Annotated in this window: 19 protein-coding genes; all 19 read left to right on the top strand. The window is 60.9% G+C overall.

Annotation, left to right across the window (positions count from 1 at the left end; genetic code table 11):
• Positions 1-338 precede the first annotated feature (338 nt).
• The 19 genes from tssA (at position 339) to ACF6ZU_RS12160 (ending at position 22,834) form a co-directional block, all read left to right on the top strand.
• Positions 339-1,895, top strand: a complete 1,557-nt coding sequence (gene tssA / locus ACF6ZU_RS12250; RefSeq protein WP_392892723.1) for a type VI secretion system protein TssA — start codon at positions 339-341, stop codon at positions 1,893-1,895.
• A 32-nt stretch (positions 1,896-1,927) separates the two neighbouring features.
• The gene (gene tssB, locus ACF6ZU_RS12245) at positions 1,928-2,431 is read left to right on the top strand and encodes a type VI secretion system contractile sheath small subunit (protein WP_223415127.1); all 504 of its coding nucleotides are present in this window, start codon (positions 1,928-1,930) and stop codon (positions 2,429-2,431) included.
• Positions 2,432-2,456: 25 nt separating this feature from the next.
• Entirely contained in the window at positions 2,457-3,932 is a 1,476-nt protein-coding gene (tssC, locus tag ACF6ZU_RS12240) for a type VI secretion system contractile sheath large subunit (protein WP_017341541.1), read from the top strand.
• Between the two features lie 14 nt (positions 3,933-3,946).
• Entirely contained in the window at positions 3,947-4,354 is a 408-nt protein-coding gene (tssE, locus tag ACF6ZU_RS12235; RefSeq protein WP_392892720.1) for a type VI secretion system baseplate subunit TssE, read from the top strand.
• Between the two features lie 10 nt (positions 4,355-4,364).
• Positions 4,365-4,889: a PAAR domain-containing protein gene (locus ACF6ZU_RS12230; protein WP_392892718.1), complete on the top strand. Its 525-nt coding sequence runs from the start codon at positions 4,365-4,367 to the stop codon at positions 4,887-4,889.
• A 65-nt stretch (positions 4,890-4,954) separates the two neighbouring features.
• On the top strand, positions 4,955-5,893 hold the full coding sequence (locus tag ACF6ZU_RS12225) for a DUF6402 family protein (protein ID WP_392892716.1): 939 nt from the start codon (positions 4,955-4,957) through the stop codon (positions 5,891-5,893).
• Positions 5,893-6,315: a hypothetical protein gene (locus ACF6ZU_RS12220; protein ID WP_392892714.1), complete on the top strand. Its 423-nt coding sequence runs from the start codon at positions 5,893-5,895 to the stop codon at positions 6,313-6,315. Before ACF6ZU_RS12225 ends, ACF6ZU_RS12220 begins: the two co-directional genes overlap by 1 nt.
• A gap of 155 nt (positions 6,316-6,470) precedes the next feature.
• On the top strand, positions 6,471-8,258 hold the full coding sequence (gene tssF / locus ACF6ZU_RS12215; RefSeq protein WP_392892712.1) for a type VI secretion system baseplate subunit TssF: 1,788 nt from the start codon (positions 6,471-6,473) through the stop codon (positions 8,256-8,258).
• Complete coding sequence (gene tssG / locus ACF6ZU_RS12210; protein WP_392892710.1) at positions 8,222-9,229, top strand: type VI secretion system baseplate subunit TssG; 1,008 nt, start codon at positions 8,222-8,224, stop codon at positions 9,227-9,229. The genes tssF and tssG overlap by 37 nt, the downstream gene beginning before the upstream one ends.
• A gap of 13 nt (positions 9,230-9,242) precedes the next feature.
• On the top strand, positions 9,243-11,873 hold the full coding sequence (gene tssH / locus ACF6ZU_RS12205) for a type VI secretion system ATPase TssH (RefSeq protein WP_392892709.1): 2,631 nt from the start codon (positions 9,243-9,245) through the stop codon (positions 11,871-11,873).
• 10 nt (positions 11,874-11,883) lie between these two features.
• The gene (locus ACF6ZU_RS12200; RefSeq protein ID WP_392892707.1) at positions 11,884-13,401 is read left to right on the top strand and encodes a sigma-54 interaction domain-containing protein; all 1,518 of its coding nucleotides are present in this window, start codon (positions 11,884-11,886) and stop codon (positions 13,399-13,401) included.
• Positions 13,402-13,494: 93 nt separating this feature from the next.
• Positions 13,495-13,635 carry a type VI secretion protein gene (locus tag ACF6ZU_RS12195; protein ID WP_392892706.1) on the top strand — a complete coding sequence of 47 codons (141 nt, stop codon included), beginning with the start codon at positions 13,495-13,497 and terminating at the stop codon, positions 13,633-13,635.
• 17 nt (positions 13,636-13,652) lie between these two features.
• The gene (tagH, locus tag ACF6ZU_RS12190; RefSeq protein WP_392892704.1) at positions 13,653-14,849 is read left to right on the top strand and encodes a type VI secretion system-associated FHA domain protein TagH; all 1,197 of its coding nucleotides are present in this window, start codon (positions 13,653-13,655) and stop codon (positions 14,847-14,849) included.
• A 5-nt stretch (positions 14,850-14,854) separates the two neighbouring features.
• Positions 14,855-15,355, top strand: a complete 501-nt coding sequence (gene tssJ / locus ACF6ZU_RS12185; RefSeq protein WP_392892702.1) for a type VI secretion system lipoprotein TssJ — start codon at positions 14,855-14,857, stop codon at positions 15,353-15,355.
• Between the two features lie 2 nt (positions 15,356-15,357).
• Positions 15,358-16,689 (top strand): type VI secretion system baseplate subunit TssK, encoded by a 1,332-nt coding sequence (gene tssK / locus ACF6ZU_RS12180; protein WP_392892700.1) that lies wholly within the window; start codon positions 15,358-15,360, stop codon positions 16,687-16,689.
• Positions 16,690-16,694: 5 nt separating this feature from the next.
• Positions 16,695-17,570, top strand: coding sequence for a type IVB secretion system protein IcmH/DotU (gene icmH / locus ACF6ZU_RS12175; RefSeq protein WP_392892698.1), 876 nt, complete (start codon positions 16,695-16,697; stop codon positions 17,568-17,570).
• Between the two features lie 13 nt (positions 17,571-17,583).
• Positions 17,584-21,108, top strand: a complete 3,525-nt coding sequence (gene tssM, locus ACF6ZU_RS12170; protein WP_392892696.1) for a type VI secretion system membrane subunit TssM — start codon at positions 17,584-17,586, stop codon at positions 21,106-21,108.
• Positions 21,108-21,836 (top strand): PP2C family protein-serine/threonine phosphatase, encoded by a 729-nt coding sequence (locus ACF6ZU_RS12165; protein ID WP_392892694.1) that lies wholly within the window; start codon positions 21,108-21,110, stop codon positions 21,834-21,836. The genes tssM and ACF6ZU_RS12165 overlap by 1 nt, the downstream gene beginning before the upstream one ends.
• Entirely contained in the window at positions 21,833-22,834 is a 1,002-nt protein-coding gene (locus tag ACF6ZU_RS12160) for a serine/threonine-protein kinase (protein WP_392892692.1), read from the top strand. Before ACF6ZU_RS12165 ends, ACF6ZU_RS12160 begins: the two co-directional genes overlap by 4 nt.
• The last annotated feature ends 5 nt before the right edge of the window (positions 22,835-22,839 follow it).

The following is a 22,839-nucleotide window of genomic DNA, read 5'->3' as shown; positions in this document are numbered from 1 at the left end:
CCATAGGGAGCGATCGGCAATGAATACGTGGTTTATTCGGATGCAAGACAAGGAAGGCTCTATCTCGCTGGTTTCAGGGCGCGGGGTCGAACGATGAATTATTAAACGGACCTCAGGGATTCCCTTGCTACATATAGGGCAATCTCCTACAGCACATTAAGACGCTTCATCTTATTGTTTAATCAGATGCTTGCTAGTGGCCACCATCGTGAGTACGATGCGCCCACTTTGAAGCGCACGATCTCAATTGGATGAGACTTTTCGTAGCTCTTCGTTACTGTCCGCAGCCGTTGGAATTCCAATGGGCGTATGACCGTAATCCAAACTAAAGGCCATGGATGTCCTACTCGAGCAAACTTTCCGCCCATTACCTCGAACTCGCAAAAGTCTCTGTTTCCAAAGAGAATTTCGCGGGCGAGGATGTTCGCTTTTCGAGCGACTATGAGGCCCTGGAAAGCGAGCTGGCCAAGGCCTCGTCCATGCACGAAAGCGGTCAGATCGATTGGCTGAAAATCCGTGAAACCAGCGAAAACCTGCTGCGTACCCAATCCAAGGATTTGCGCGTCGGCGCGTGGCTGACCTGGGCCCTTTACCAGCGCGAATCCTTTCAAGGCCTGCTCGCCGGCCTCGGTCTGTTGCACTACCTGTGCGAAAGCCATTGGCCTGAAATTCATCCGAACAAGGCCCGTACTCGCGCGGCTGCGATCAGCTGGCTGGTGCCGCGTCTTGAGCAGGTGCTGACCGAAAACGTTGCGATCAAAGAGCAGTTGCCGATGTTCCGCCGATTGGTGGAACACCTGGAAGGCCTCGACGCCGCGTGCACCGAGCACCTGGGCGACGACGCGCCGTTGCTGCTACCGATCTCCCGCCGTCTGAAAAACATGGTGCAACGCGCCGCCGACAACCAGCCGGAACCCGGTGTGGTCGGTGCGGCGGTGGCTCAAGTCAAACAAGTTGCGACGCAACTGATGACGCCCGGTGCGCCGATCGACAACGAGAAAGAAGCCCACAAGGCCCTGCGCGCCCAACAGGAAAGCGCCCGGCCGTTGTGTGCCTGGTGGCTCAAGCAGAAAGCCACCGACCTGCGTGCCCTGCGCCTCAATCGCACGTTGTTGTGGTTGCCGATCGACGCCGTCCCCGAACGCAACGCCGAGCAGATCACCGTCCTGCGTGGCTTGCCGGCGGACAAGTTGAAGGCCTACCAGGACCGTTACGATCAAGGCAAATACGCCGACCTGCTGGTGGAACTGGAGGCGAGCCTGGCGAAGGCGCCGTTCTGGTTCGATGGCCAGCGAATGGTCTGGGAATGTCTCCAGGCCCTCAACGCAGAAATGGCGATGCGCGAAGTGGAAATCCACTTCGCGCTTTTGGTTCAGCGCCTGCCCGGAATTGTCGAACTGCGTTTCCATGACGGCGCGCCGTTCGCTGATCCGGCCACCCGCGCCTGGATCAGCGCCAACGTCATGCCACACCTGCAAAGCGCCAGTGCGCCGCGCAAGGTCGAAGTCGCCGACACCCAGCCCGCCTGGGAACTGGCCCTCGAAGAAGTCCTGCCGATCTTGCGCAAGGACGGCCTCAAGGCCGCCGTGCAAATCCTCAAGCAGGGCCTGCAAGGCGCCCAGGGCGGGCGGGCCCGGTTCTTCTGGCAGTTCGCCCTCGCGCGGCTGTGCTTCATGGCCAAGAAATACGAACTGGCCAAGACCCAACTCGAAACCCTCGACCAAACATTACAGGACTCAGGCCTGCACGCCTGGGAGCCCGATCTTGCGCTGGAAGTGCTGCATTTGCTGCATAGCTGCTGCGAGTTGTTGCCGCAGAACCATGCCGTACGTGAACGCAAGGAAGAGATTTATCGCAGGCTGTGCCACCTCGATCTCGAAGTGGTACTCGAATAGGCCCCCGGGCCACAACCGCAAGGAGAAAAGCCATGGCCAAAGAAGGCTCGGTAGCCCCCAAGGAACGCATCAACGTCACGTTCAAACCTGCCACCGGTGGTGCCCAGGAAGAGATCGAACTGCCGTTGAAACTACTGGCAATCGGTGACTACACCCACCGCAAGGACGAACGCAAAGTCGAAGATCGCAAGCCGATCAGCATCGACAAGATGACCTTCGACGAAGTGCTGGCCAAGCAGGAACTGCAGCTGACACTGAGCGTACCGAACCGTCTTCAGGAAGAAAGCGACACTGAAGAACTGGCCGTGAAACTGCGCGTCAACTCGATGAAGGACTTCAACCCGGCCAGCCTGGTCGAGCAAGTGCCCGAGCTGAAAAAACTGATGGAACTGCGCGACGCGCTGGTGGCCCTCAAAGGCCCGCTGGGTAATGCGCCTGCGTTCCGCAAAGCCATCGAAGGCGTTCTCGCCGACGACGAATCCCGCGGTCGCGTACTGGGTGAGCTGGGCTTGAATGCCGCCGCCCAGGACGCCTGAGTCTCCATCAGCCAAGGATGCCAACATGAGCACGAGTGCAGCGCAGCAAAAGAGTAACGAGAACGGCGAATACAGCATTCTCGACAGCATCATCGCCGAAACCCGCCTGACCCCGGACGACGAAGCCTACGACATCGCCAAGCGCGGTGTGTCGGCCTTCATCGAAGAGCTGCTCAAGCCGCAGAACAACGGTGAGCCGGTCAAGAAAGCCATGGTCGACCGCATGATCGCCGAGATCGATGCCAAGCTCAGCCGCCAGATGGACGAAATCCTCCACCACCCGGACTTCCAGTCGCTGGAGTCGTCGTGGCGTGGCCTGCAGTTGCTGGTCGATCGCACCAACTTCCGCGAAAACATCAAGATCGAAATCCTCAACGTCTCCAAAGAAGACCTGCTGGACGACTTCGAAGATTCGCCGGAAGTGATGCAGGCTGGCCTGTACAAGCACATCTACACCGCTGAATACGGCCAGTTCGGTGGTCAGCCGGTAGGCGCGATCATCGCCAACTACTTCATGTCCCCAAGCTCGCCGGACGTGAAACTGATGCAGTACGTGTCCAGCGTCGCCTGCATGTCTCACGCGCCGTTCATTGCTGCGGCCGGCCCGAAATTCTTCGGCCTGGAAAGCTTCACCGGCCTGCCGGACCTGAAGGATCTGAAAGATCACTTCGAAGGCCCGCAATTCGCCAAATGGCAGAGCTTCCGCCAGTCGGAAGACTCCCGTTACGTCGGCCTGACCGTGCCGCGTTTCCTGCTGCGCAACCCGTACGACCCGGAAGAAAACCCGGTCAAATCGTTCGTGTACAAAGAGACCGTCGCCAACAGCCACGAGCACTACCTGTGGGGCAACACGGCCTACGCGTTCGGCACCAAGCTGACCGACAGCTTCGCCAAATTCCGCTGGTGCCCGAACATCATCGGCCCACAGAGCGGTGGCGCGGTTGAAGACCTGCCGTTGCACCACTTCGAAAGCATGGGCGAAATCGAAACCAAGATTCCTACCGAAGTCTTGGTCAGCGACCGTCGTGAATACGAACTGGCCGAGGAAGGCTTCATCTCCCTGACCATGCGCAAAGGCTCCGACAACGCGGCGTTCTTCTCCGCGAGCTCGGTGCAGAAGCCGAAGTTCTTCGGCATCAGCGCAGAAGGCAAGGCGGCAGAGCTGAACTACAAGCTCGGCACCCAACTGCCGTACATGATGATCGTCAACCGCCTGGCTCACTACTTGAAAGTGCTGCAGCGCGAGCAACTCGGTTCGTGGAAAGAACGCACCGACCTCGAGCTGGAACTGAACAAGTGGATCCGCCAGTACGTGGCCGACCAGGAAAACCCGAGCGCCGAAGTCCGTGGCCGTCGTCCGCTGCGTGCCGCCCAGATCATCGTCAGCGATGTCGAAGGCGAGCCTGGCTGGTACCGCGTCAGCCTGAACGTGCGCCCGCACTTCAAGTACATGGGTGCCGATTTCACCCTGTCGCTGGTTGGCAAGCTGGACAAAGAGTAAGCGGAGCCTAACTCATGACTGGATACGGCAGCCTTTTCGAACGCCTGGGTGGCGACGCGGACAAACGCGTCGGCTGGAGCCGCGAGGTTTCCGCCATGGCGTCCGTGGCTGCCCATCTGGCCAAGATGCTCAGCACCCGTGCGGGCAGCGTGCAAACGCTGTCCGATTACGGGCTACCCGATCTCAATGACATGCGCCTGAGCCTGCACGACTCCCTGAGTCAGGCCCGCCTGGCCATCGAAAGCTTCATCGAAGCCTACGAGCCGCGCCTGAGCAACGTGCATGTCATCTCCCTGCCGCGTGAACACGATCAGCTTCGCCTGTCCTTCAGCATCGAAGGCCTGCTGGAAGTTGATGGTTTCAAGCGCCAGGTCAGTTTCGCCGCGCGCCTGGATGGCAGCGGTCAAGTCAAGGTCACTTAAGGAGATTCGTATGTCCGGCAAACCAGCAGCACGCGTATCCGACCCCACCGCTTGCCCGCTCCCCGGCCACGGCACCAACCCGATCGCCGCCGGTTCCGGCGACGTCTTCTTCGACGGCCTCGCGGCCGCCCGCCAAGGCGATGCCTCGGCGTGTGGTGGTGCGATGTCGGGCGGGTTGGCGACGACGGTTTTGATTAACGGGAAACCGGCGGCGACGGTGGATTCCGTTGGGACCCATGGCAACAAGGTTACGGCCGGGTCAGGTACGGTGATTATCGGGAACTCGCATTCGGCGGTGCCGTTTGTGGCGCCTTTGCCGGTGGAGATTCAGTGGCCGTTTAACGAGCATTTTGTGATCAATTGCCAGGACACAGGGAAGCCTATGGCCGGTATTGAGTACACGCTGAAAACCGCTTCGGGAAAGGTCGTCAATGGCGTTACCGGGGTGGACGGAAAGACTCAAACCGTGTTCTCGGCTACGGCAGAAGCAGTTGAATTGATTATTTTGCAGCAAACGGAAGTAGCGATTGCTTAAGTAACAGCTGGGCCTGGGTTAGTTGTACCTGAGGTTGTTGACTTCATTGTTCAAGGGGTGTTGAGATGGCGGACACAGTAGTAAATACAAGTATGACGCCAGCAAGTAAAAAGGCCGGCCAGTCTGCTACTGCTCCGCGCAAATTCGGTGTCTCCGATATTCCTGCTGCAATGAAAAAAATGAAGTGGCCCGTTGCGGCTGCACTAATGGACTATTGGTTTGCTGGTAAGCCGTGGCCCACGAAAGATGGCGGCATGTCTTCGGAAGTAAAAAGACATGAGGTTCTTGCTAAAGAGCCATATGTTGAAACGACCATCGTTAAGATGAGTTGGTTGGTTGGGTTTGAACGCGCAAATAGAGTTATTAGAGTTCTAAAATCGTCCTGGAATAATCCTGCTGCGATAAAGCAGATGCAGGATAAATATTTGCCAAAGTTTCAGGGGAAGGCACCGGGGATATACCCATTGAAGTTTGATGGTGATGCCAGGGCGGTGGAGGCGTTTGGTTACTCCAACTCAAGACCGGTTGAGTTCGACCTGATCGATGAAACAGATGAGTTAAGGGCTGCTCTGGCTAACTTCAATCTCCGAATCTTTGTTGAAGGTAAAGTGGTTATAGCGATTGACCGTATTCAGTTATTCGTAGATCGCGTTGGAATATATGTTGAAGATGCTTACGATTTTGTGGACTCTCCAGGCTTCAAACCAAGCCAGCCTTTGGGATATTGGAATTTTGACGGAATAGCCGATCCGATGTCAGCCAATGCCGCCAATATAGGCATGCAGCAGATGCAGAGCGATATGGCAGGTAATCCATTTGCAACAGGTGAATCAGCAAGCAAAATGTATAAAGAGCTAGCCGAGGCACGCTATTACTATATTACTAACTCCAGTTTTGAAAAGTATCGGAGTGATCACGGCAAAGGCGGCGACTTTCAAGTTTTTTCAGACGTACTTTATGAAAGCGTTCCTTTAGTGGTTATACATTTATGGGAAAGTAAATAATGACCGCCCTAGCTCAAAAAAAATGGCTTATACGAGGGTTGGTCGTTATAGCGGTATTCGCTGCCATATTGATCTATTGCGTAAAAGCAATGTTGGGCTATCCCTCAGATGTTTCTGTGGAAAGCCCCTCGGGACGTTATGTTATGCAAAACGTCCCAGTTGAGAAAATTTTCATGCTAGGCGGAATGGCTTATCTGCGCGTTACCGACAAACAAGATCCACAGAAGGTTTATCGCACACCTTTGTATGATATGCAGTCTCTGGATATGCGTCCGTTTGAAAACGAAAAAAAGGTCGGTATCTCTTGGATTGATTTCGATCAGCAGACTAAGGCCTTCACGATTTCTATGCCGCAGTGGAAAGAAAGTTGGCTGAATATATTTATAAGTAATACGCCCTATATGAACTTGGAAAACGACTGAAATGTTGGTGCTTCGGGGAATCTCGCCGGGTTCCCGATGATGTTTGGCTGGCTTTTTTACCGTACCTGCTTTTCGCTGGCTACGTGGTTGCCGGCCTGACAGTCGCGCTCTACAGGACGTTTTTTTCATGAGATCCACCACCAGGAAGGTACCCCGTGTCCTTTAACCACTACTACCAAAGCGAACTCACCGCACTTCGCCAGTTAGGTCGCCGATTCGCCGAGCGTAGTCCGGCGTTGGCGCCTTTCCTCGGGCAGGCCGGGCGGGATCCGGACGTGGAGCGGTTGCTGGAGGGGTTTGCGTTCCTGACCGGCCGCCTGCGTCAGAAGCTCGATGACGAGCTGCCGGAGCTCAGCCATTCCCTGATGCACCTGCTGTGGCCGAATTACATGCGGCCGTTGCCGGCGTTCAGCATTTTGCAGTTCGATCCGTTGAAGCGTTCCGGGCCTGCGTTGCGGGTCGAGCGTGATACGGCGGTCGAGAGCAAGCCGCTCGATGACGTGCGTTGCCGCTTTCGCACCTGCTACCCGACCGAAGTCTTGCCGCTGGATCTGGCCGCGCTGAATTACTCGGTGAAGGGCGACGGTTCGCTGTTGAGCCTGCGTCTGGAGATGAGCGCTGACGGTCATCTCGGTGAACTGGAGCTGAGTCGCTTGCGCCTGCACTTCGCCGGCGAGCGCTACATCAGCCAGATGCTGTATCTGAGCCTGCTGCGCAACCTGGAAGGCATCGAGCTGATCCCGCTGGACGGCGCCGGCAAGCCTATCCCCGGCGCCAACGGCACGCCGATGGCGTTCAAGATGCCCGGCGACCGCGTGCAGCCGGTGGGGTTTGCCGAGGAAGAAGCGTTGATCCCGTATCCGCTGAACACCTTCCGTGGCTATCGCTACTTGCAGGAATACTTCGCCTTCCAGGACAAATTCCTGTTCGTCGACATCAACGGCCTGGACCTGCTCAAGGCGCTGCCGGAAGACACGCTCAAGCAGATGCGCGGCCTCGAATTGCGCTTCGATATTCGCAAGAGCGGCATCATGCGCATGCGTCCGACCCTGGACAACGTGAAGCTCTACTGCACGCCCATCGTCAACCTGTTCAAGCACGACGCACTGCCGATCCGCCTCGACGGCAAGCAGGACGAATACCTGCTGCTGCCCGCCGAATTCGATCTGCAGAACTGCGGTGTGTTCTCGGTGGAAACGGTGACCGGCTGGAAGCCCGGCGGCCTCGGCTATCAGGAGTACGTGCCGTTCGAATCCTTCGAGCACGACCCGAGTTTCGACGTGCCCAACAGCCGTCCGCATTACAGCATTCGCCAGCGCTCTTCGTTGTTGCACGACGGCCTCGACACCTACCTGAGTTTCGGCATCCGCCACACCGAAGCCCACGAAACCCTGTCGATCGAGCTGATGTGCACCAACCAGAACCTGCCGCGCAGGCTCAAGCTCGGCGAGATCTGCATGGCCAGCGAAGACACGCCGGAGTTCCTGAGTTTTCGCAACATCACCCCGGCCACGTCTAGCTTCGCGCCGCCGCTGAACCGCGACTTCCTGTGGAAGCTGATCAGCAACATGTCGCTTAACTATCTGTCCCTGGCGGACGTCAATGCGTTGAAGGTGATTCTCGAAACCTACGACCTGCCGCGCTACTACGACCAGCACGCGGAGAAAGTCAGCAAGCGCCTGCTCGGCGGGCTCAAGTCGATCAAGCACCAGCACGTCGATCGATTGCACCGAGGGTTGCCGGTTCGCGGGTTGCGTACCGAGCTGACCATCGATCCGGAAGGTTATATCGGCGAAGGCGACCTGTTCGTGTTCGCGTCGGTTCTCAACGAGTTTTTCGCGCTTTACGCCAGTCTCAATTCGTACCACGAGCTGCGGGTAAAAAGTACACAAGGAGAGGTGTACCAATGGACACCACGTATGGGCCTGCAGCCGCTTCTTTAAGCGGACTGACCCGAGGCATACGCGAGTACTCGCTGTTTCAGGCCGTGCTGCTGGTGATTGACCGGCTGCGCGAGGCTCACCCGCACCTGAGCGAGGACGACCTGTACGACCAGCTGGAATTCCAGGCCAACCCGAGCCTGGGTTTCCCGGGCAGCGACATCGATCGCGTGGAGTTTTTCGAGGAGCACGGGCACATGCGTGCGCGCCTGCGCTTCAACCTGATCGGCCTGGTCGGCTCCGGTTCGCCGCTGCCGGCGTTCTACGGCGAACAGGCGCTGGGCGACAGCGAAGACGGCAACCCGACACGCAATTTCCTCGACCTGTTTCACCATCGCCTGCAACGGCTGATGCTGCCGATCTGGCGCAAGTACCGCTACCGCGCCAGCTTCCAGAGCGGCGCGCTCGACCCGTTTTCGGCGCAGCTGTTTGCCTTGATCGGCCTCGGTGGCGAAGAGATCCGCAAGGCCCAGGAACTGAACTGGAAACGCCTGCTGCCGTACCTCGGTTTGCTCAGCTTGCGCGCGCACTCGGCGGCGCTGATCGAAGCGGTGCTGCGTTACTACTTCAAGCACGCCGAACTGACCATCGAGCAGTGCATCGAGCGTCGCGTGGAAATTCTCGACGAGCAGCGCAATCGTTTGGGGCGTGCCAACAGCCTGCTCGGCGAAGACCTGGTGCTGGGCGAACACGTGCGCGACCGCAGCGGCAAATTCCGCATTCACATTCGCGAACTCGACTGGCAACGCTTTCACGAATTCCTGCCGATCGGTTTCGGCTACCAGCCGCTGTGCGCGCTGGTGCGCTTCACCCTGCGTGACCCGCTCGACTACGACATTCGCCTGGTGTTGCGCCAGGAAGAAATCCGCGAACTGCGCATCGGTGAGCAGAACGCCTGTCGCCTGGGATGGACCAGTTGGCTGGGCCGCGAAAAAGCGGACGGCGTGGTGACCCTGGGCAGCAAAATTCATTAAGGACAGATGACCAATGATCAACGTAGACCTGCAACAACTTATCCAGGCGCTGGACGCCGAAACCCGTCGTGATCTGGAAAGTTCTGCCGAGCGTTGCGTCGCCCGTGGCGGCAGCAAGATCCTCGTCGAAGACTTGCTGCTGGGCCTGCTGGAGCGCCCGCAAGGCTTGCTCGCACGTGCGCTGCAAGACGCTGAAGTGGATGCCGGCGAGCTGAGCGCCGCGTTGCAATCGCGGGTCGAGCACAGCGCCTCGCGCAACCCGGTGTTCGCCCCGGAATTGGTGCAGTGGCTGCAAGATGCGTTGCTGGTGGCCAACCTCGAACTGGGCCAGAGCCAGGTCGAGCAAGCCGCGTTGATCCTCGCGCTGCTGCGCAACCCGATGCGCTACGCCGGCAGCCGCTACCAGTCGTTGCTCGCCAAACTGAACATCGAGCGCCTGAAAGAATTCGCCCTGTCGCAGAAAGAACAACCTGCCAGCGGCAAACCGGCCGTGCCAGGTGAATCACTGCTGCAGCGCTTCACCCACAACCTGACCCAGCAGGCTCGCGACGGCAAACTCGACCCGGTGCTGTGCCGCGATGGCGCGATCCGGCAGATGGTCGACATCCTCGCCCGTCGCCGCAAGAACAACCCGATTGTGGTCGGTGAAGCCGGCGTCGGTAAAACCGCGATCGTCGAAGGTCTGGCTTCACGCATTGCCGCCGGTGAAGTGCCGCAAGTATTGAAAGGCGTGGAGCTGTTGTCGCTGGACATGGGCCTGTTGCAGGCCGGCGCCAGCGTCAAAGGTGAATTCGAACGCCGCCTCAAAGGCGTGATTGATGAGGTCAAAGCCTCGCCAAAACCGATCATCCTGTTCATCGACGAAGCCCACACGTTGATCGGCGCGGGCGGTAATGCTGGCGGTTCCGATGCGGCCAACCTGCTCAAACCAGCGTTGGCCCGTGGCGAGTTGCGCACCATCGCCGCCACCACCTGGGCCGAGTACAAGAAGTACTTCGAAAAAGACCCGGCGCTGGCCCGTCGTTTCCAGCCGGTGCAACTGCACGAACCGACTGTCAGCGAAGCGGTGACCATCCTCCGTGGTTTGGCCCAGGTCTACGAGAAGAGCCATGGCATCTACCTGCGCGACGACGCAGTGGTGGCAGCGGCGGAATTGTCCGCCCGTTACCTCGCCGGTCGTCAGCTTCCGGACAAGGCCGTCGACGTGCTCGACACCGCGTGCGCCCGCGTTCGCATCAGCCTTGCGGCCGCGCCGGAAAGCCTTGAGCGCCTGCGCGGCGAACTGGCTGAAGGTGGCCGTCAGCGTCAGGCCCTGCGTCGCGATGCCGAAGCCGGATTGCTGATCGATCATGAAGCGCTGGATGCTTTGGAAGATCGTCTGGCCGCCGCCGAAGACGAAATGGTCGCTCTCGAAACCCTGTGGACCGAGCAGAAAGAACTGGCCGAGCGCTTGCTGGATCTGCGTCAGCAATTGGCCACGGCCCGCGAAGCCGCTTCTGTCACGGTCGAAGAAGACGCCGAAGGCACCGTGATCGAAACCCTCGAAACGGTGAATGACGTCGCGTCCCTCGAAACCGCGCTCAACGAAACCCACAAAGCCCTGACCGATGCCCAGATCAAGGAGCGTCTGGTGAGCTTCGAAGTCTGCCCGCGCCTGGTCGCCGAAGTCATCAGCGCCTGGACCGGTGTGCCCTTGGCGCAACTGGCCCGCGAGCACAACGCCAAGGTCGCCAGCTTCGCCACCGACCTGCGCACGCGCATCCGTGGTCAGGAACAAGCGGTGCACGCACTCGACCGTTCGATGCGCGCCACGGCTGCCGGCCTGAACAAACCGGACGCCCCGGTGGGTGTGTTCCTGCTGGTCGGCCCGAGCGGTGTCGGCAAGACCGAAACCGCGCTGGCCCTCGCGGACTTGCTGTACGGCGGTGACCGTTTCATCACCACCATCAACATGTCCGAGTTCCAGGAGAAGCACACCGTCTCGCGTTTGATCGGCGCGCCGCCGGGCTACGTCGGCTACGGCGAGGGCGGCATGCTCACTGAGGCGGTGCGGCAGAAGCCGTACTCCGTTGTGCTGCTCGATGAAGTCGAAAAGGCTGACCCGGACGTGCTCAACCTGTTCTACCAAATCTTCGACAAAGGCGTGGCCAACGACGGCGAAGGGCGCGAAATCGACTTCCGCAACACGCTGATCCTGATGACCTCGAACCTGGGCAGCGACCGCATCAGCGACCTTTGCGAAAACGGCGCGCGGCCGACCGCCGAAGTGCTCGAAGAAACCATTCGCCCGGTGCTGAGCAAACACTTCAAGCCAGCGTTGCTGGCGCGGATGCGCGTGGTGCCGTACTACCCGGTCGGCGGCCCGGTGCTGCGCGAGCTGATCGAAATCAAACTCGGTCGTCTGGGCGAGCGCCTGAACCGCCGTCAGCTGGATTTCACCTACTCGCAAGACCTCGTCGATCACCTGGCTGAACGCTGCACCCAAAGCGACAGCGGCGCGCGCCTGATCGACCATTTGCTCGACCTGCACGTGCTGCCGCTGGTGGCCGACCGCTTGCTCGACGCGATGGCCAGCGGTGAAAGCCTCAAGCGCGTTCACGCGACGCTCGACGGTGGCGCCAGCGTGACCTGCGAGTTCGCCTGAGGTGGGTGTGATGTTCACTCAAGTGCCGCAACCGCTGGTGTATGCCGAAGCCTTGCTGGCGCAGTTCGCCAGCCTGTCGCGCGCGGCGGACGGCGCTGCGCTGCTGGGTGACTTCGTGCGCGGGGTGGCGGAACTCAGCGGCTGCGAGTTGACGCAGCTGTACCTGCTGGACGCGACACACACGTGCCTGGGGATGAACGCCGAGTGCCTCAACGGCATTCTGCAGCCGCGCGAATCGGCGAGCCTGCCGGCGGATTACAACGGTGAGCAACTACTGCAATTCGCCCTGTGCCAGAACCGTGTGGTGAGCCTTGGCGAACTGAGCGGCAGCCTGCACGAAACCAGCTTCCTACCGCCACAGGCCACGCCGTGGCAATCGCTGCTGTGTGTGCCGCTGGTCAATCAGCAGAAGGCGGTCGAAGGTTTGCTGCTGTGCGCCAGCCGCCGGCACATCGACCTGCAAGGCTTCGCCGATTCCCTCGGGCAACTGGGGTCGTTCGTGCTCGGCCAGCTGCATTTGCTGCAACGCCTGCGTCAGCCGGCCGGTGATGCCCGACCGCTGAAGGCCAGTGTCCCGAGCGCCAGCGGTTACGGCCTGATCGGCAAGAGCAAGGCCATGCGCGAAACCTATTCGCTTATCAGCAAAGTCCTGCACAGCCCGTACACCGTGCTGCTGCGCGGCGAGACCGGCACCGGCAAGGAAGTGGTCGCACGCGCCATTCACGACTGCGGCCCGCGCCGTTCCCAGGCGTTCATCGTGCAGAACTGCGCGGCGTTCCCCGAGAACCTGCTGGAAAGCGAACTGTTCGGCTACCGCAAAGGCGCCTTCACCGGCGCGGATCGCGACCGCGCCGGGCTGTTCGACGCGGCCAACGGCGGCACCTTGTTGCTCGATGAAATCGGCGACATGCCGTTGTCGCTGCAAGCCAAGTTGCTGCGTGTGTTGCAGGAAGGCGAGATCCGCCCGCTGGGTTCCAACGACACCCACAAAATCGATGTACGCATCATCGCCGCGACGCACCGGGATTTGTCGGTGCTGGTCAGCGAAGGCAAATTCCGCGAGGACTTGTACTACCGCCTCGCACAATTCCCGATCGAGTTGCCGGCCCTGCGTCAGCGCGAAGGCGACATCCTTGATCTCGCCCGGCACTTCGCCGACAAGGCCTGCTCGTTCTTGCAGCGTGATGCGGTGCGTTGGTCCGATGCGGCGCTGGATCACCTGTCCGGTTATGCGTTCCCCGGCAACGTGCGCGAACTCAAAGGCCTGGTCGAGCGCGCGGTGTTGCTGTGCGAGGGCGGCGAGTTGCTGGCCGAGCATTTCTCCCTGCGAATGGAAGCCGTGCCGGAAGACAACAGCCTGAACCTGCGCGAACGCCTGGAGCAGGTCGAGCGCAGCCTGCTGCTCGATTGCCTGCGCAAGAACGACGGCAACCAGACCCTCGCCGCCCGTGAGCTCGGGCTGCCACGGCGCACGCTGCTGTACCGCCTCGGGCGCCTGAACATCAATCTCGGTGACTTCGATGGCTAGGCCAATGACCACCGGTTTCACCTCATTCGCTTCTGATAGCGCCGCCCGAACGGGCTGGCGCTTTGTGCTTTGTCTACCCCTGGAGACCCTCTGATGTCTGTTCGTCACTGGCACGCCGTCCTGCTGACCCTCGTCGTTCTATGCGGCCTCGGCGGCTGCAGCGGCAATTACAAATACAACGACAACACCTATCGCCCATTGGGTGATCCGCAGGCGGTCAATCGCGGCAAGTGACCGCAAGGAGTCTTACCATGGAATTGGTTTTCGAAATGCTGAACACCAAGCAGTTCGTGCCCACGGAGTTGTGCCAGAAGACCTTCAAACAGGCCGGCGGCGTGATTGGCCGGGGTGAGGATTGCGACTGGATCATCCCGGACCGCAAGCGTCATCTGTCCAACCACCACGCGATGATCAGCTACCGCGAGGGCACGTTTTTCCTGACCGATACCAGCAGCAACGGGATCCAGGACAGCGACAGCGGCGCGCGCCTGCGCAAGGGCGAACCGATGCGCATCGAGCACGGCAGCATCTACGTGCTGGGTGATTTCGAGATCCGCGCGCGGCTGGTGCGTGACCCGGCAACCTTCGACGTTGAAGTCGGCCGCCCGCAAGCCGCCGGCAGCATCATCCCGGATGACGCGTTCCTCGACCTCGATCCGCTGAACGCCCTCGATCAGCAAGAGCGCGTGTATTCGGAAATCGAAGAGTTGATCACCCCGAGCACCACGATCGAGGACACACGTCAGCGCGCCGATTACGCACGCATCGACATGGAAGGCCTGATGGTGCCGGAGCTGGTCAACGCCCCGGCCGAACCTGCGCCAGCCGCTGCGCCACACGCGCCGACGCGGCAGAGCGAAGGTTTCTGGGAGCATTTCGGTGCGGCGCTGGGCGTGGACCTCAAAGGCCTCGACCACGATGCCCGCGAGGCCCTGGCACTGAACGCTGCACGCCTGCTCAAGCAAAGCGTCGGTGGTTTGCAGCAGAGCCTGCGTACCCGCAGCGAACTGAAAAACGAGCTGCGCCTGGCCCAAACCACCGTGCAAGGCACGAACAAGAACCCGCTGAAATTCGCCGTCGATGCCGGTGAGGCGCTGGGCATTCTGTTGCAGCCAAACAAACCGGGCCAGTTGCCGGCCGAGCAATCGATCTCCCGTGCATTCCGCGATTTGCAGGCGCATCAGGTGGCCTTGCTGACGGCAAGCCGCGCCGCCGTTCGCGGCACGCTGGAGCACTTCTCACCGCAGCAATTGACCCTGCGTTTCGAGCGCGACAACAAGCCGTTGCTGGCCACGTCCGGCAGTCGCTGGAGAGCCTACGGCCGTTATCACCAGGCCCTGCGTCAGGACGACGACTGGAGCGAGCGCCTGCTGGCCCGGGATTTCGCCCAAGCCTACGAAGAACAGATCCGCCTGATTTCCACCCTTCACACCGACCACCAAGGATGATGCGCATGTCTCGCTGCTCGACCGCTTTTTTCAAGATGCTGACTGCGCTGGCGATGCTGGTGTTGCTGGCTGGCTGCTCGTCGCTGTCGCCGTATTCCAAAGTGACCAAGGTCAACCTGAAGCTGACCGGCAGCGATCAGCTGAACCCGGACCTCAACGGGCGCCCGTCGCCGATTGTTGTGCGTCTGTTCGAGCTCAAGCACCCGGTGACATTCGAGAACGCCGACTTCTTCAGCCTGTACGAGCGCGCCAAGGAATCCCTGGCCCCAGATCTTGTGGCTAGCGAAGAACTCGAACTGCGCCCGGGCGAAACCATCGAGTTGAAACTCAGTGTGGAGGAGGGCAGTCGTTACGTCGGGATCCTCGCCGCCTACCGCGACCTGCCGGAAACCAAATGGCGCTACACGGTGCAAATCACGCCGGTGGAAGTCACCGAGGCTGACCTGACCCTCGACCAGGCCGGTATTCGCAACAGCAACGAAACGCTCGCCAAGGCGGATGACTGATCATGAATTCCCATAAAGTCATTTGGCAGGAAGGCATGCTGCTGCGTCCGCAGCACTTCCAGCACAACGATCGCTACTACGACCACCAGATGAAAACCCGCACCCAGTTGCTGGGCAGTTACACCTGGGGTTTCCTCAATCTCGACATCGACTTGCAGTTCCTCAACATGGGCAAACTGGTGATCAGCCAGGCCTCGGGGATTCTGCCGGACGGCAGCCTGTTCGAACTCGGCGGCAACACCGAGCCGCTGGCCCTGGACGTGCCGCCGAACACCGGCAATACGCCGATCTACCTGGCGCTGCCGCTGGTCACCGGCAATCACATCGAGTCGCGCCGTCCGGAGCAATCGGACGTGCTGGCGCGCTACACCGCGTACGAAGCGGAAGTGGCCGACTCCAATGCCGGCGACGATTCCGCCAGTCAGGTCAGCTGTGGTCGCCCGGATTTCAAGCTGTTGCTCGGCGAGCAGCAGAGCGATCAGGCCTACGTGAAACTGAAAATCTGCGACGTGCTCGACACCACGCCCGACGGCGTGATCAGCCTCGATCCGGATTTCGTGCCGACCTACATTCAGGCGCATTCCTCCAGCTACCTGCTGTCGTGCCTGAAAGAAGTGATCAGCATGCTCGGTCACCGGGGCGACACCATCGCCGAGCGTATCCGCTCCAACGGCAAGGTCGGTGGCGCGGAAGTCGGCGACTTCATGATGCTGCAACTGATCAACCGCACCGAGCTGTTGCTGCGTCACTACCTCGGCCTGGAACAGGTGCATCCGGAAGAGTTGTACCGCACGCTGCTGACCATGCTCGGCGACCTGGCGACGTTTTCCAGCGACAGCAAACGCCCGCGCCTGGACAGCCGTTACCAGCACAGCGACCAGGGCGCGAGTTTTCGCAAACTGATGGAAGCGATTCGTCAGGTGCTGTCGATGGTGCTCGAACAGCACGCCATCGAACTGATCCTGCAAGCGCGTCAGTACGGGATCATCGTCTCGCCGCTGCACGACCACAAACTGCTGGGCTCGGCGTCGTTTGTACTCGCGGCCAGCGCCAACTGCGATTCCGAAGAACTGCGCCACCGCTTGCCGGCGCACCTCAAGGTCGGCCCGGTGGAGCGCATCCGCCAACTGGTCAACCTGCATCTGCCGGGCATCAAGGTCAAACCGTTGCCGGTGGCCCCGCGGCAGATCGCGTTCCACTCCAACAAAACCTATTTCATCCTCGAACTCAGTTCCGAAGACCTGGCGCAACTGGAGCGTTCCGGCGGCTTCGCGTTCCACGTGTCCGGCGAATTCGCCGAGCTTGAACTGAAATTCTGGGCCATCAGGAACTGACCGACATGATCAAGGACATGGAACACCATCAGGACGATAAGACCGTCTTGCTCGACCGCCAGGGCCACGGCCCGGCACAGAGTCCGCTGACCGACTTCGCCGCGCCGCCACGTTTCGAACAACTCGAAGAGCGGATGATCTACGCCGCGCGTTTGCGCCCGGCCGAGGCGTTCAATATCAGTCTCAACTCGCTGGTGGCCGCCGGTTCCGACCTGCTGTCGGAAGTGGTGCGCCTCAAGCACAGCGCCACCCGCGAAGACCTGTACGCACTCAACGAGCGCCTGACCGCCGGGCTGAAACTGTTTGAAGTGCGCGCGCTGCACAACGGCGCCGAAAGCAGCCAGGTAATGGCCGCGCGTTACGTGCTCTGCACCGTGGTCGACGAAGCTGTGGTGACCACGCCGTGGGGCAACGAAAGCGAGTGGTCGCAGATGAGCCTGCTCAGCAGCTTCCACAACGAAACCTTCGGTGGCGAGAAGTTCTTCCAGCTGCTGGATCGCCTGTCGAAAAACCCGGTCAAGCACCTGCCGATGCTGGAGCTGATGTACCTGTGCCTGTCCCTCGGTTTCGAAGGCAAGTACCGCGTGCAAGCCCGCGGCATGCTCGAACTCGAAGGCATTCGCGACGCCTTGTACCGGCAGATTCGTCAGCTGCGCGGCGATGTGCCGCGCGAACTGTCGCCGCATTGGGAAGGCTTGAACGATCAGCGCCGCAGCCTAGTGCGCATCGTGCCGGCGTGGATGGTGGTGTTGTTCACCGTGGTCTGCCTGGTGGTGATGTATTCGGGGTTCGCCTGGGTGTTGGGCGAACAACGCGACATCGTTCTGCAACCTTATCAGCCGTTGGATCCGGCCGCGGCGCAGCCGCTGTCGCAGCCGTAAACAGGGACGTGTGATGAAAAAGTTTTTCAAGAAAGTCGGCGCCTTCCTGCGTCAGACATGGGTCTGGACCTTGCTGCTGGTGCTGTTCGTCGCACTCCTGGTGTGGTTCGTCGGGCCGTTGCTGGCCGTGGATGATTACAAGTTCTGGGAAGGCTCGACCGCCCGCTTGCTGACCATCAGCGTGCTGTTCCTGATCTGGGGCCTGACCATGGTCTTCGTCAGCTGGCGCGCCGGTGTGCGGAAAAAAGCCGTCGAAGCCACTGAAGACGGTCAGGACCGCATCCGCCGCGAAGAGCTGATCGACGAAGAGCAGAAGGAATTGAAGGAGCGTTTCAAGGACGCCCTGAAAACCCTGAAGACGTCGAGCCTGTATCGCGGCCGCAGCGAACGCTGGCGCAGCGATTTGCCTTGGTACTTGCTGATCGGCCCGCAGGGGGCCGGCAAGACCAGCCTGCTGGATTTCTCGGGCCTTGAGTTTCCGATCAACAAGATCGACCGCAAGCTGACCCGCGACACCCTCGGCACCCGGCATTGCGACTGGTACTTCGCCGACCACGGCGTGCTGATCGACACCGCCGGGCGTTACCTGACCCAGGCGGATGCCGAAGTCGACGGCAGCGCCTGGAGCACCTTGCTCGACCTGCTGCGCAAGCGTCGCCGCAACCGTCCGTTGAACGGTGTGCTGGTGACCATTCCCGTGGAACTGCTGCTGGGCGTTAACGAGCAGGAACTGGAGACGCTGGCACGCCAGGTGCGTGCGCGGCTGCAAGACGTGCATCAGAAGCTGCACGTCGATGTGCCGATTTATCTGGTATTGAGCAAGGCAGACAAGCTGCTCGGCTTCGACGAGTTCTTCGATCAACTGACCCGCGAAGAAAGCGATCAGGTGCTCGGCACCAGCTTCCGCAAAGAGCAGAGCGGCACCGACGTCACCGTACTGCGCGCCGAGTTCGAAGAGCTGCTGCGTCGCCTGAACAGTCAGGTGATCATGCGCATGCACCAGGAGCGCGACACCCAGCGTCGTGGTCGCATCCTCGACTTCCCGCACCAGTTGGGGCAGATCGGCGAGCGTCTGTGCCTGTTCGTCGACATGGCGTTTACCGGCAACCGTTACCAGCGTGTCAGCCAGCTGCGCGGTTTCTACCTGACCAGCGCACCGTACCTGACCCAGGAAATGGATGCCGACACCGCCAGCATCGGCGCCAATCTGGGGCTCAAGGCCGGTGTGTTGCCGACCCTGCGCAGCGGCCGTTCGCGGTTCATCCACCACTTGCTCAGCCGGGTGATTTTCCCCGAGGCCGACCTGGCTGGTCTGGACAAGCGCGAACGCAGTCGCATCCATTGGGGGCAGCGCGCGTTGTACGTCGGTGCGTTGGCGGCACTGGGCCTGTTTGGCCTGCTGTGGGCGGGCGGTTTCTCGGCCAACTACGAACGCCTGGAAAACCTGCGCAACCTGGCGCAAACCTGGACGCAACAACGCTCGGCCCTGACCGCGCGCGATGATTCGATGGCGGTTCTCAAGACCCTCGACACCAGCTACGCGGCCACCCAGGTGTTCCCGAAAAAGGGCGACGTGAGTTACCACGAACGCGGCGGTCTGTATCAGGGTGAAGACGTCAATCCGGTGGTCAGTGCGGCGTACGAGCGTGAGCTCGAAACCCAATTGCTGCCGAAGGTCGCGACGCTGCTGGAAGGGCAGATCCGCGCCAACATGAAGGACCGCGAACGTCTGCTCAACAGCCTGCGCGCGTACCTGATGCTGAACATGAAAGACCGCCGCGACACCGCGTGGCTCAAGGACTGGGTCGCCACTGACTGGTCCCTGCGTTACGCCGGCAACACGGCGGTGCAGAACGGTCTGATCACGCATTTCGAGCGCTTGCTCAAGCAGCCGTTCATTTACCCGCTGAACGATCAACTGGTGGCTCAGGCGCGTCAGGTGCTGCGCAGCGAGTCGCTGGCCAACGTGGTTTACCGGATGCTGCGCGACCAGGCCCGGGATCTGCCGGAATACCGTTTGAGCCAACACCTGGGCCCACAAGGTGCACTGTTTGTCGGCACCGACTACGTGATCCCGGGTTTCTACACGCAGCAGGGTTATCAGCAGTATTTTTCGATTCAGGGCAGCGCACTGATCACCGATCTCCTGCGTGACAACTGGGTGCTGGGAGAAGGCTCGGGCATCAGCGGCATGGACTTGCGTCGCTTGATGGTCGAACTGGAGCAACTGTATTTCCGCGACTACGCCAATTTCTGGAGCGAAGCCGTGGGCCAGGTTGCACTGCCCGCGATCAGCGACTTCGGTGAAGGCGCCGAGCAACTGGCGGGCCTGACCTCGGCCAACTCGCCGGTGCTGCAATTGTTGGTGGAAGTGCGCGAAAACACCCGGTTCCCGGTGGTTGCCGACAGTGCGGAAGACGCCGCCGATGCAGCCGGAAAACTGGCAGAGAAGGGCGGCAAGCTCGGCAAACTGGCTGCGGCGGCTGCCGACAAGGCCGCCGACATGACCAAGAACCTCCCAGACACCGCGAAGAAATCCCTGCAACGGCGCTTCGAACCCCTGCACCGTCTGCTGGATGACAACAACGGTCCAGCGGCTGATCTGACCCCGGCACTGACGGCGCTCAACGACCTGCAAATGCAGCTGTCGAGCCTCGCCCGTGCCAGTGCACCGGAGCAGGCCGCTTTCGAAATGGCCAAGACCCGCATGAGCGGCCAGCGTGATGCATTGAGCAACCTGCGCAATGCCTCGAATCGCCTGCCACGTCCGGTCAGCGTGTGGTTCAACGTGTTGGCCGAAGACACCTGGCGCCTGGTGCTGAACGATTCATACCAGTACCTGAACCAGCGTTATCAAAGCGAGCTGTACAGCTTCTACGGCAAGGCGATCAACAAGCGCTACCCGTTCACGGCCCACAGCACCAGCGACGTGGCGATCAGCGACTTCCGCGAGTTCTTCAAGGCCCAGGGCATTGCCGATCGGTTCTTTGAGACCTACATGCGGCCGTTCGTGAGCGGCGATCCGGGCAACTACCGTCTGCGCAGCATCGACGGTCACAGCATGCCGATCTCCAAGCTCTACCTCGATCAGATGGCCGCAGCCCAGGTGATCCGCCAGAGCTTCTTCGCGATCAACCCGGCCGAGCCGCAAGTGCAGTTCAAGCTGGAGCCGTACACCCTCGATCCGGCGGTTAGCCGGTCCGAGTTCAAGTTCGGCGACAAGACCATCGAGTACCGTCACGGCCCGATCGTGCCGGTGTCGTTCAAATGGCCGACCGATGCTGAAGACGGTCGTACCAGCCTGGTCCTCGACAAAATGGCCGGCCGCCCGATCGGTATCGAAAAGAACACCGGCCCTTGGTCGCTGTTCCGTCTGCTGGACCTGATGCAGACCGAGTACCTGAGCGGGCGTGATGTGCTGGTGCTGAAGGCGGACGTGGGAGGCCTGCGCGCCAACTACCTGCTGTCGAGCCAACGCACGCCGAACCCGTTCGACATGGGCGTGTTGCGCACCTTCCGCATGCCGGTGCAGCTCTGATGCTGGTGGCCAGCCCCTGGCGCAGCGCTGCGCGCACCGATGCCGGCAAGGTTCGGGCGCGCAACGAAGATGCTTTTCTCGACAGTCCACAGCAGGGGCTGTGGGCGGTCGCGGACGGCATGGGCGGTCATCAGGGTGGTGACATCGCCAGCCAGTTGATCGTCGCCAGCCTGGCGGAATTGCCGACGTCGGATGACTTCGACGAACGACTCAAAGGCATTCGCCAGTGCCTGCACTGGCTCAACCGCCGCCTGGGTCAGGAGTTGACCGTCACCGCCGGGCGCCACGACAGCATCATGGGCAGCACCGTCGTGGCGCTGCTGGTGGAAGGCAATCGCGCGGCCTGCATCTGGGCCGGCGACAGCCGTTGCTACCTGTGGCGTGGCCAGCGGTTGTATCAGCTGTCCAAGGACCATTCGCTGCAACAGCAACTCATCGACGAGCAACAGATGAGCGTCGAAGACGCCAGCGCGCATCCTGCCGCGCATGCCTTGACCCGTGCGGTCGGGGCGGCCGAGCAGCTGACCCTGGACGTGCTCGAACTCGAGGTCTACCCCGGCGATGCGTTCCTGCTGTGCAGCGATGGTTTGTACAACGGGCTGAGCTCCGACGCGTTGGGCAATGCCCTGAGCCTGACCGCGCCACACGTCGCGCTGGAGCGCCTGTTTGACGGCGCATTGCGTGGCTCGGCCCGGGACAACCTGACAGCCGTGGTGATCCGCCAATGACCCAACTCATGCCGCCGCTCGACGACCTGCTGATGAGCGAAGAGCAGGCCAGTAACCTGACTTACTTTGCGTTTGCCAAAGCGCACACCGCAGAGCCTGCGCTGGCGCCGACCAAGGCCAGCGTCGGTGAACTGCCGGACGTGCTGGCAGGCCGTTACCGCCTCGAGCGTCTGCTCGGTGCCGGTGGCATGGGGGCGGTTTACCGTGCACGGGATTTGCTCAGCGAACAGTTCGGCGATCCCGACCCTTACATCGCGCTGAAGATTCTCAGCGAAGAATTTGCCGAGTCGCCGGACGCCAGCGCCTTGCTCTACAGCGAGTTCGCCCTGACCCGACGCTTGCGCCACAACAACGTGCTGCGCCCGCACACCTTTGAAGTGGACACCGATTGTCAGCGCGCCTTCATCACCATGGAACTCATGCGTGGGCTGACCCTGGACAAACTGCTCTGCGAGCGGCCACTTGGCCTGCCGTGGAACGAACTGCGCGACATTGCGCTGCCGCTGCTCGACGCACTGGCCTACGCCCACGCTCGCGGTGTGCTGCACGGTGACATGAAGCCGAGCAACGTGATGCTCAGCGAAGAAGGCGTGCGCCTGTTCGACTTCGGCCTGGGCCAGGCCGAGGAGGGGATCCTGCCCGGCCTGCCGCACCTGAGCCGCGACCGCTTCAACGCCTGGACACCGGGCTACGCCGCACCGGAACTGCTCGAAGGCTTGCCGCTGAGCGCCAGCGCCGACGTTTATGGCGTGGCGTGCGTGCTCTACGAACTGGCGAGCGGCAAACACCCGTTCCGCCGTTTGCCCTCGACCCAGGCCCGCGACGAACACCTGGACCGCGAGCTGCACGCCCCTCGACACCTACCGAAACACTGCTGGCCAGCCTTGCGCACGGCGCTGGCTTTCGATGCGGCCGATCGAACGATCACCGCTGCACAACTGCGTGACGCCATGGGCGCCACTTCGTCTTTGCTGCAACGTCTGCGACTTCGGGCGTAATGGAT

The sequence above is a fragment of the Pseudomonas migulae genome (assembly GCF_043225285.1).
Classification (GTDB): Bacteria; Pseudomonadota; Gammaproteobacteria; order Pseudomonadales; family Pseudomonadaceae; genus Aquipseudomonas; species Aquipseudomonas migulae_C.
This window is presented reverse-complemented; position numbering and strand designations above follow the sequence as displayed.

Excerpts from the sequence above, each read along its gene's own strand:
- tssA (WP_392892723.1), top strand. The coding sequence starts at position 339 with ATGTCCTACTCGAGCAAACTTTCCGCCCATTACCTCGAACTCGCAAAA.
- tssB (WP_223415127.1), top strand. The coding sequence starts at position 1,928 with ATGGCCAAAGAAGGCTCGGTAGCCCCCAAGGAACGCATCAACGTCACG.
- tssC (WP_017341541.1), top strand. The coding sequence starts at position 2,457 with ATGAGCACGAGTGCAGCGCAGCAAAAGAGTAACGAGAACGGCGAATAC.
- tssE (WP_392892720.1), top strand. The coding sequence starts at position 3,947 with ATGACTGGATACGGCAGCCTTTTCGAACGCCTGGGTGGCGACGCGGAC.
- ACF6ZU_RS12230 (WP_392892718.1), top strand. The coding sequence starts at position 4,365 with ATGTCCGGCAAACCAGCAGCACGCGTATCCGACCCCACCGCTTGCCCG.
- ACF6ZU_RS12225 (WP_392892716.1), top strand. The coding sequence starts at position 4,955 with ATGGCGGACACAGTAGTAAATACAAGTATGACGCCAGCAAGTAAAAAG.
- ACF6ZU_RS12220 (WP_392892714.1), top strand. The coding sequence starts at position 5,893 with ATGACCGCCCTAGCTCAAAAAAAATGGCTTATACGAGGGTTGGTCGTT.
- tssG (WP_392892710.1), top strand. The coding sequence starts at position 8,222 with ATGGACACCACGTATGGGCCTGCAGCCGCTTCTTTAAGCGGACTGACC.
- tssH (WP_392892709.1), top strand. The coding sequence starts at position 9,243 with ATGATCAACGTAGACCTGCAACAACTTATCCAGGCGCTGGACGCCGAA.
- ACF6ZU_RS12200 (WP_392892707.1), top strand. The coding sequence starts at position 11,884 with ATGTTCACTCAAGTGCCGCAACCGCTGGTGTATGCCGAAGCCTTGCTG.
- ACF6ZU_RS12195 (WP_392892706.1), top strand. The coding sequence starts at position 13,495 with ATGTCTGTTCGTCACTGGCACGCCGTCCTGCTGACCCTCGTCGTTCTA.
- tagH (WP_392892704.1), top strand. The coding sequence starts at position 13,653 with ATGGAATTGGTTTTCGAAATGCTGAACACCAAGCAGTTCGTGCCCACG.
- tssJ (WP_392892702.1), top strand. The coding sequence starts at position 14,855 with ATGTCTCGCTGCTCGACCGCTTTTTTCAAGATGCTGACTGCGCTGGCG.
- tssK (WP_392892700.1), top strand. The coding sequence starts at position 15,358 with ATGAATTCCCATAAAGTCATTTGGCAGGAAGGCATGCTGCTGCGTCCG.
- icmH (WP_392892698.1), top strand. The coding sequence starts at position 16,695 with ATGATCAAGGACATGGAACACCATCAGGACGATAAGACCGTCTTGCTC.
- tssM (WP_392892696.1), top strand. The coding sequence starts at position 17,584 with ATGAAAAAGTTTTTCAAGAAAGTCGGCGCCTTCCTGCGTCAGACATGG.
- ACF6ZU_RS12165 (WP_392892694.1), top strand. The coding sequence starts at position 21,108 with ATGCTGGTGGCCAGCCCCTGGCGCAGCGCTGCGCGCACCGATGCCGGC.
- ACF6ZU_RS12160 (WP_392892692.1), top strand. The coding sequence starts at position 21,833 with ATGACCCAACTCATGCCGCCGCTCGACGACCTGCTGATGAGCGAAGAG.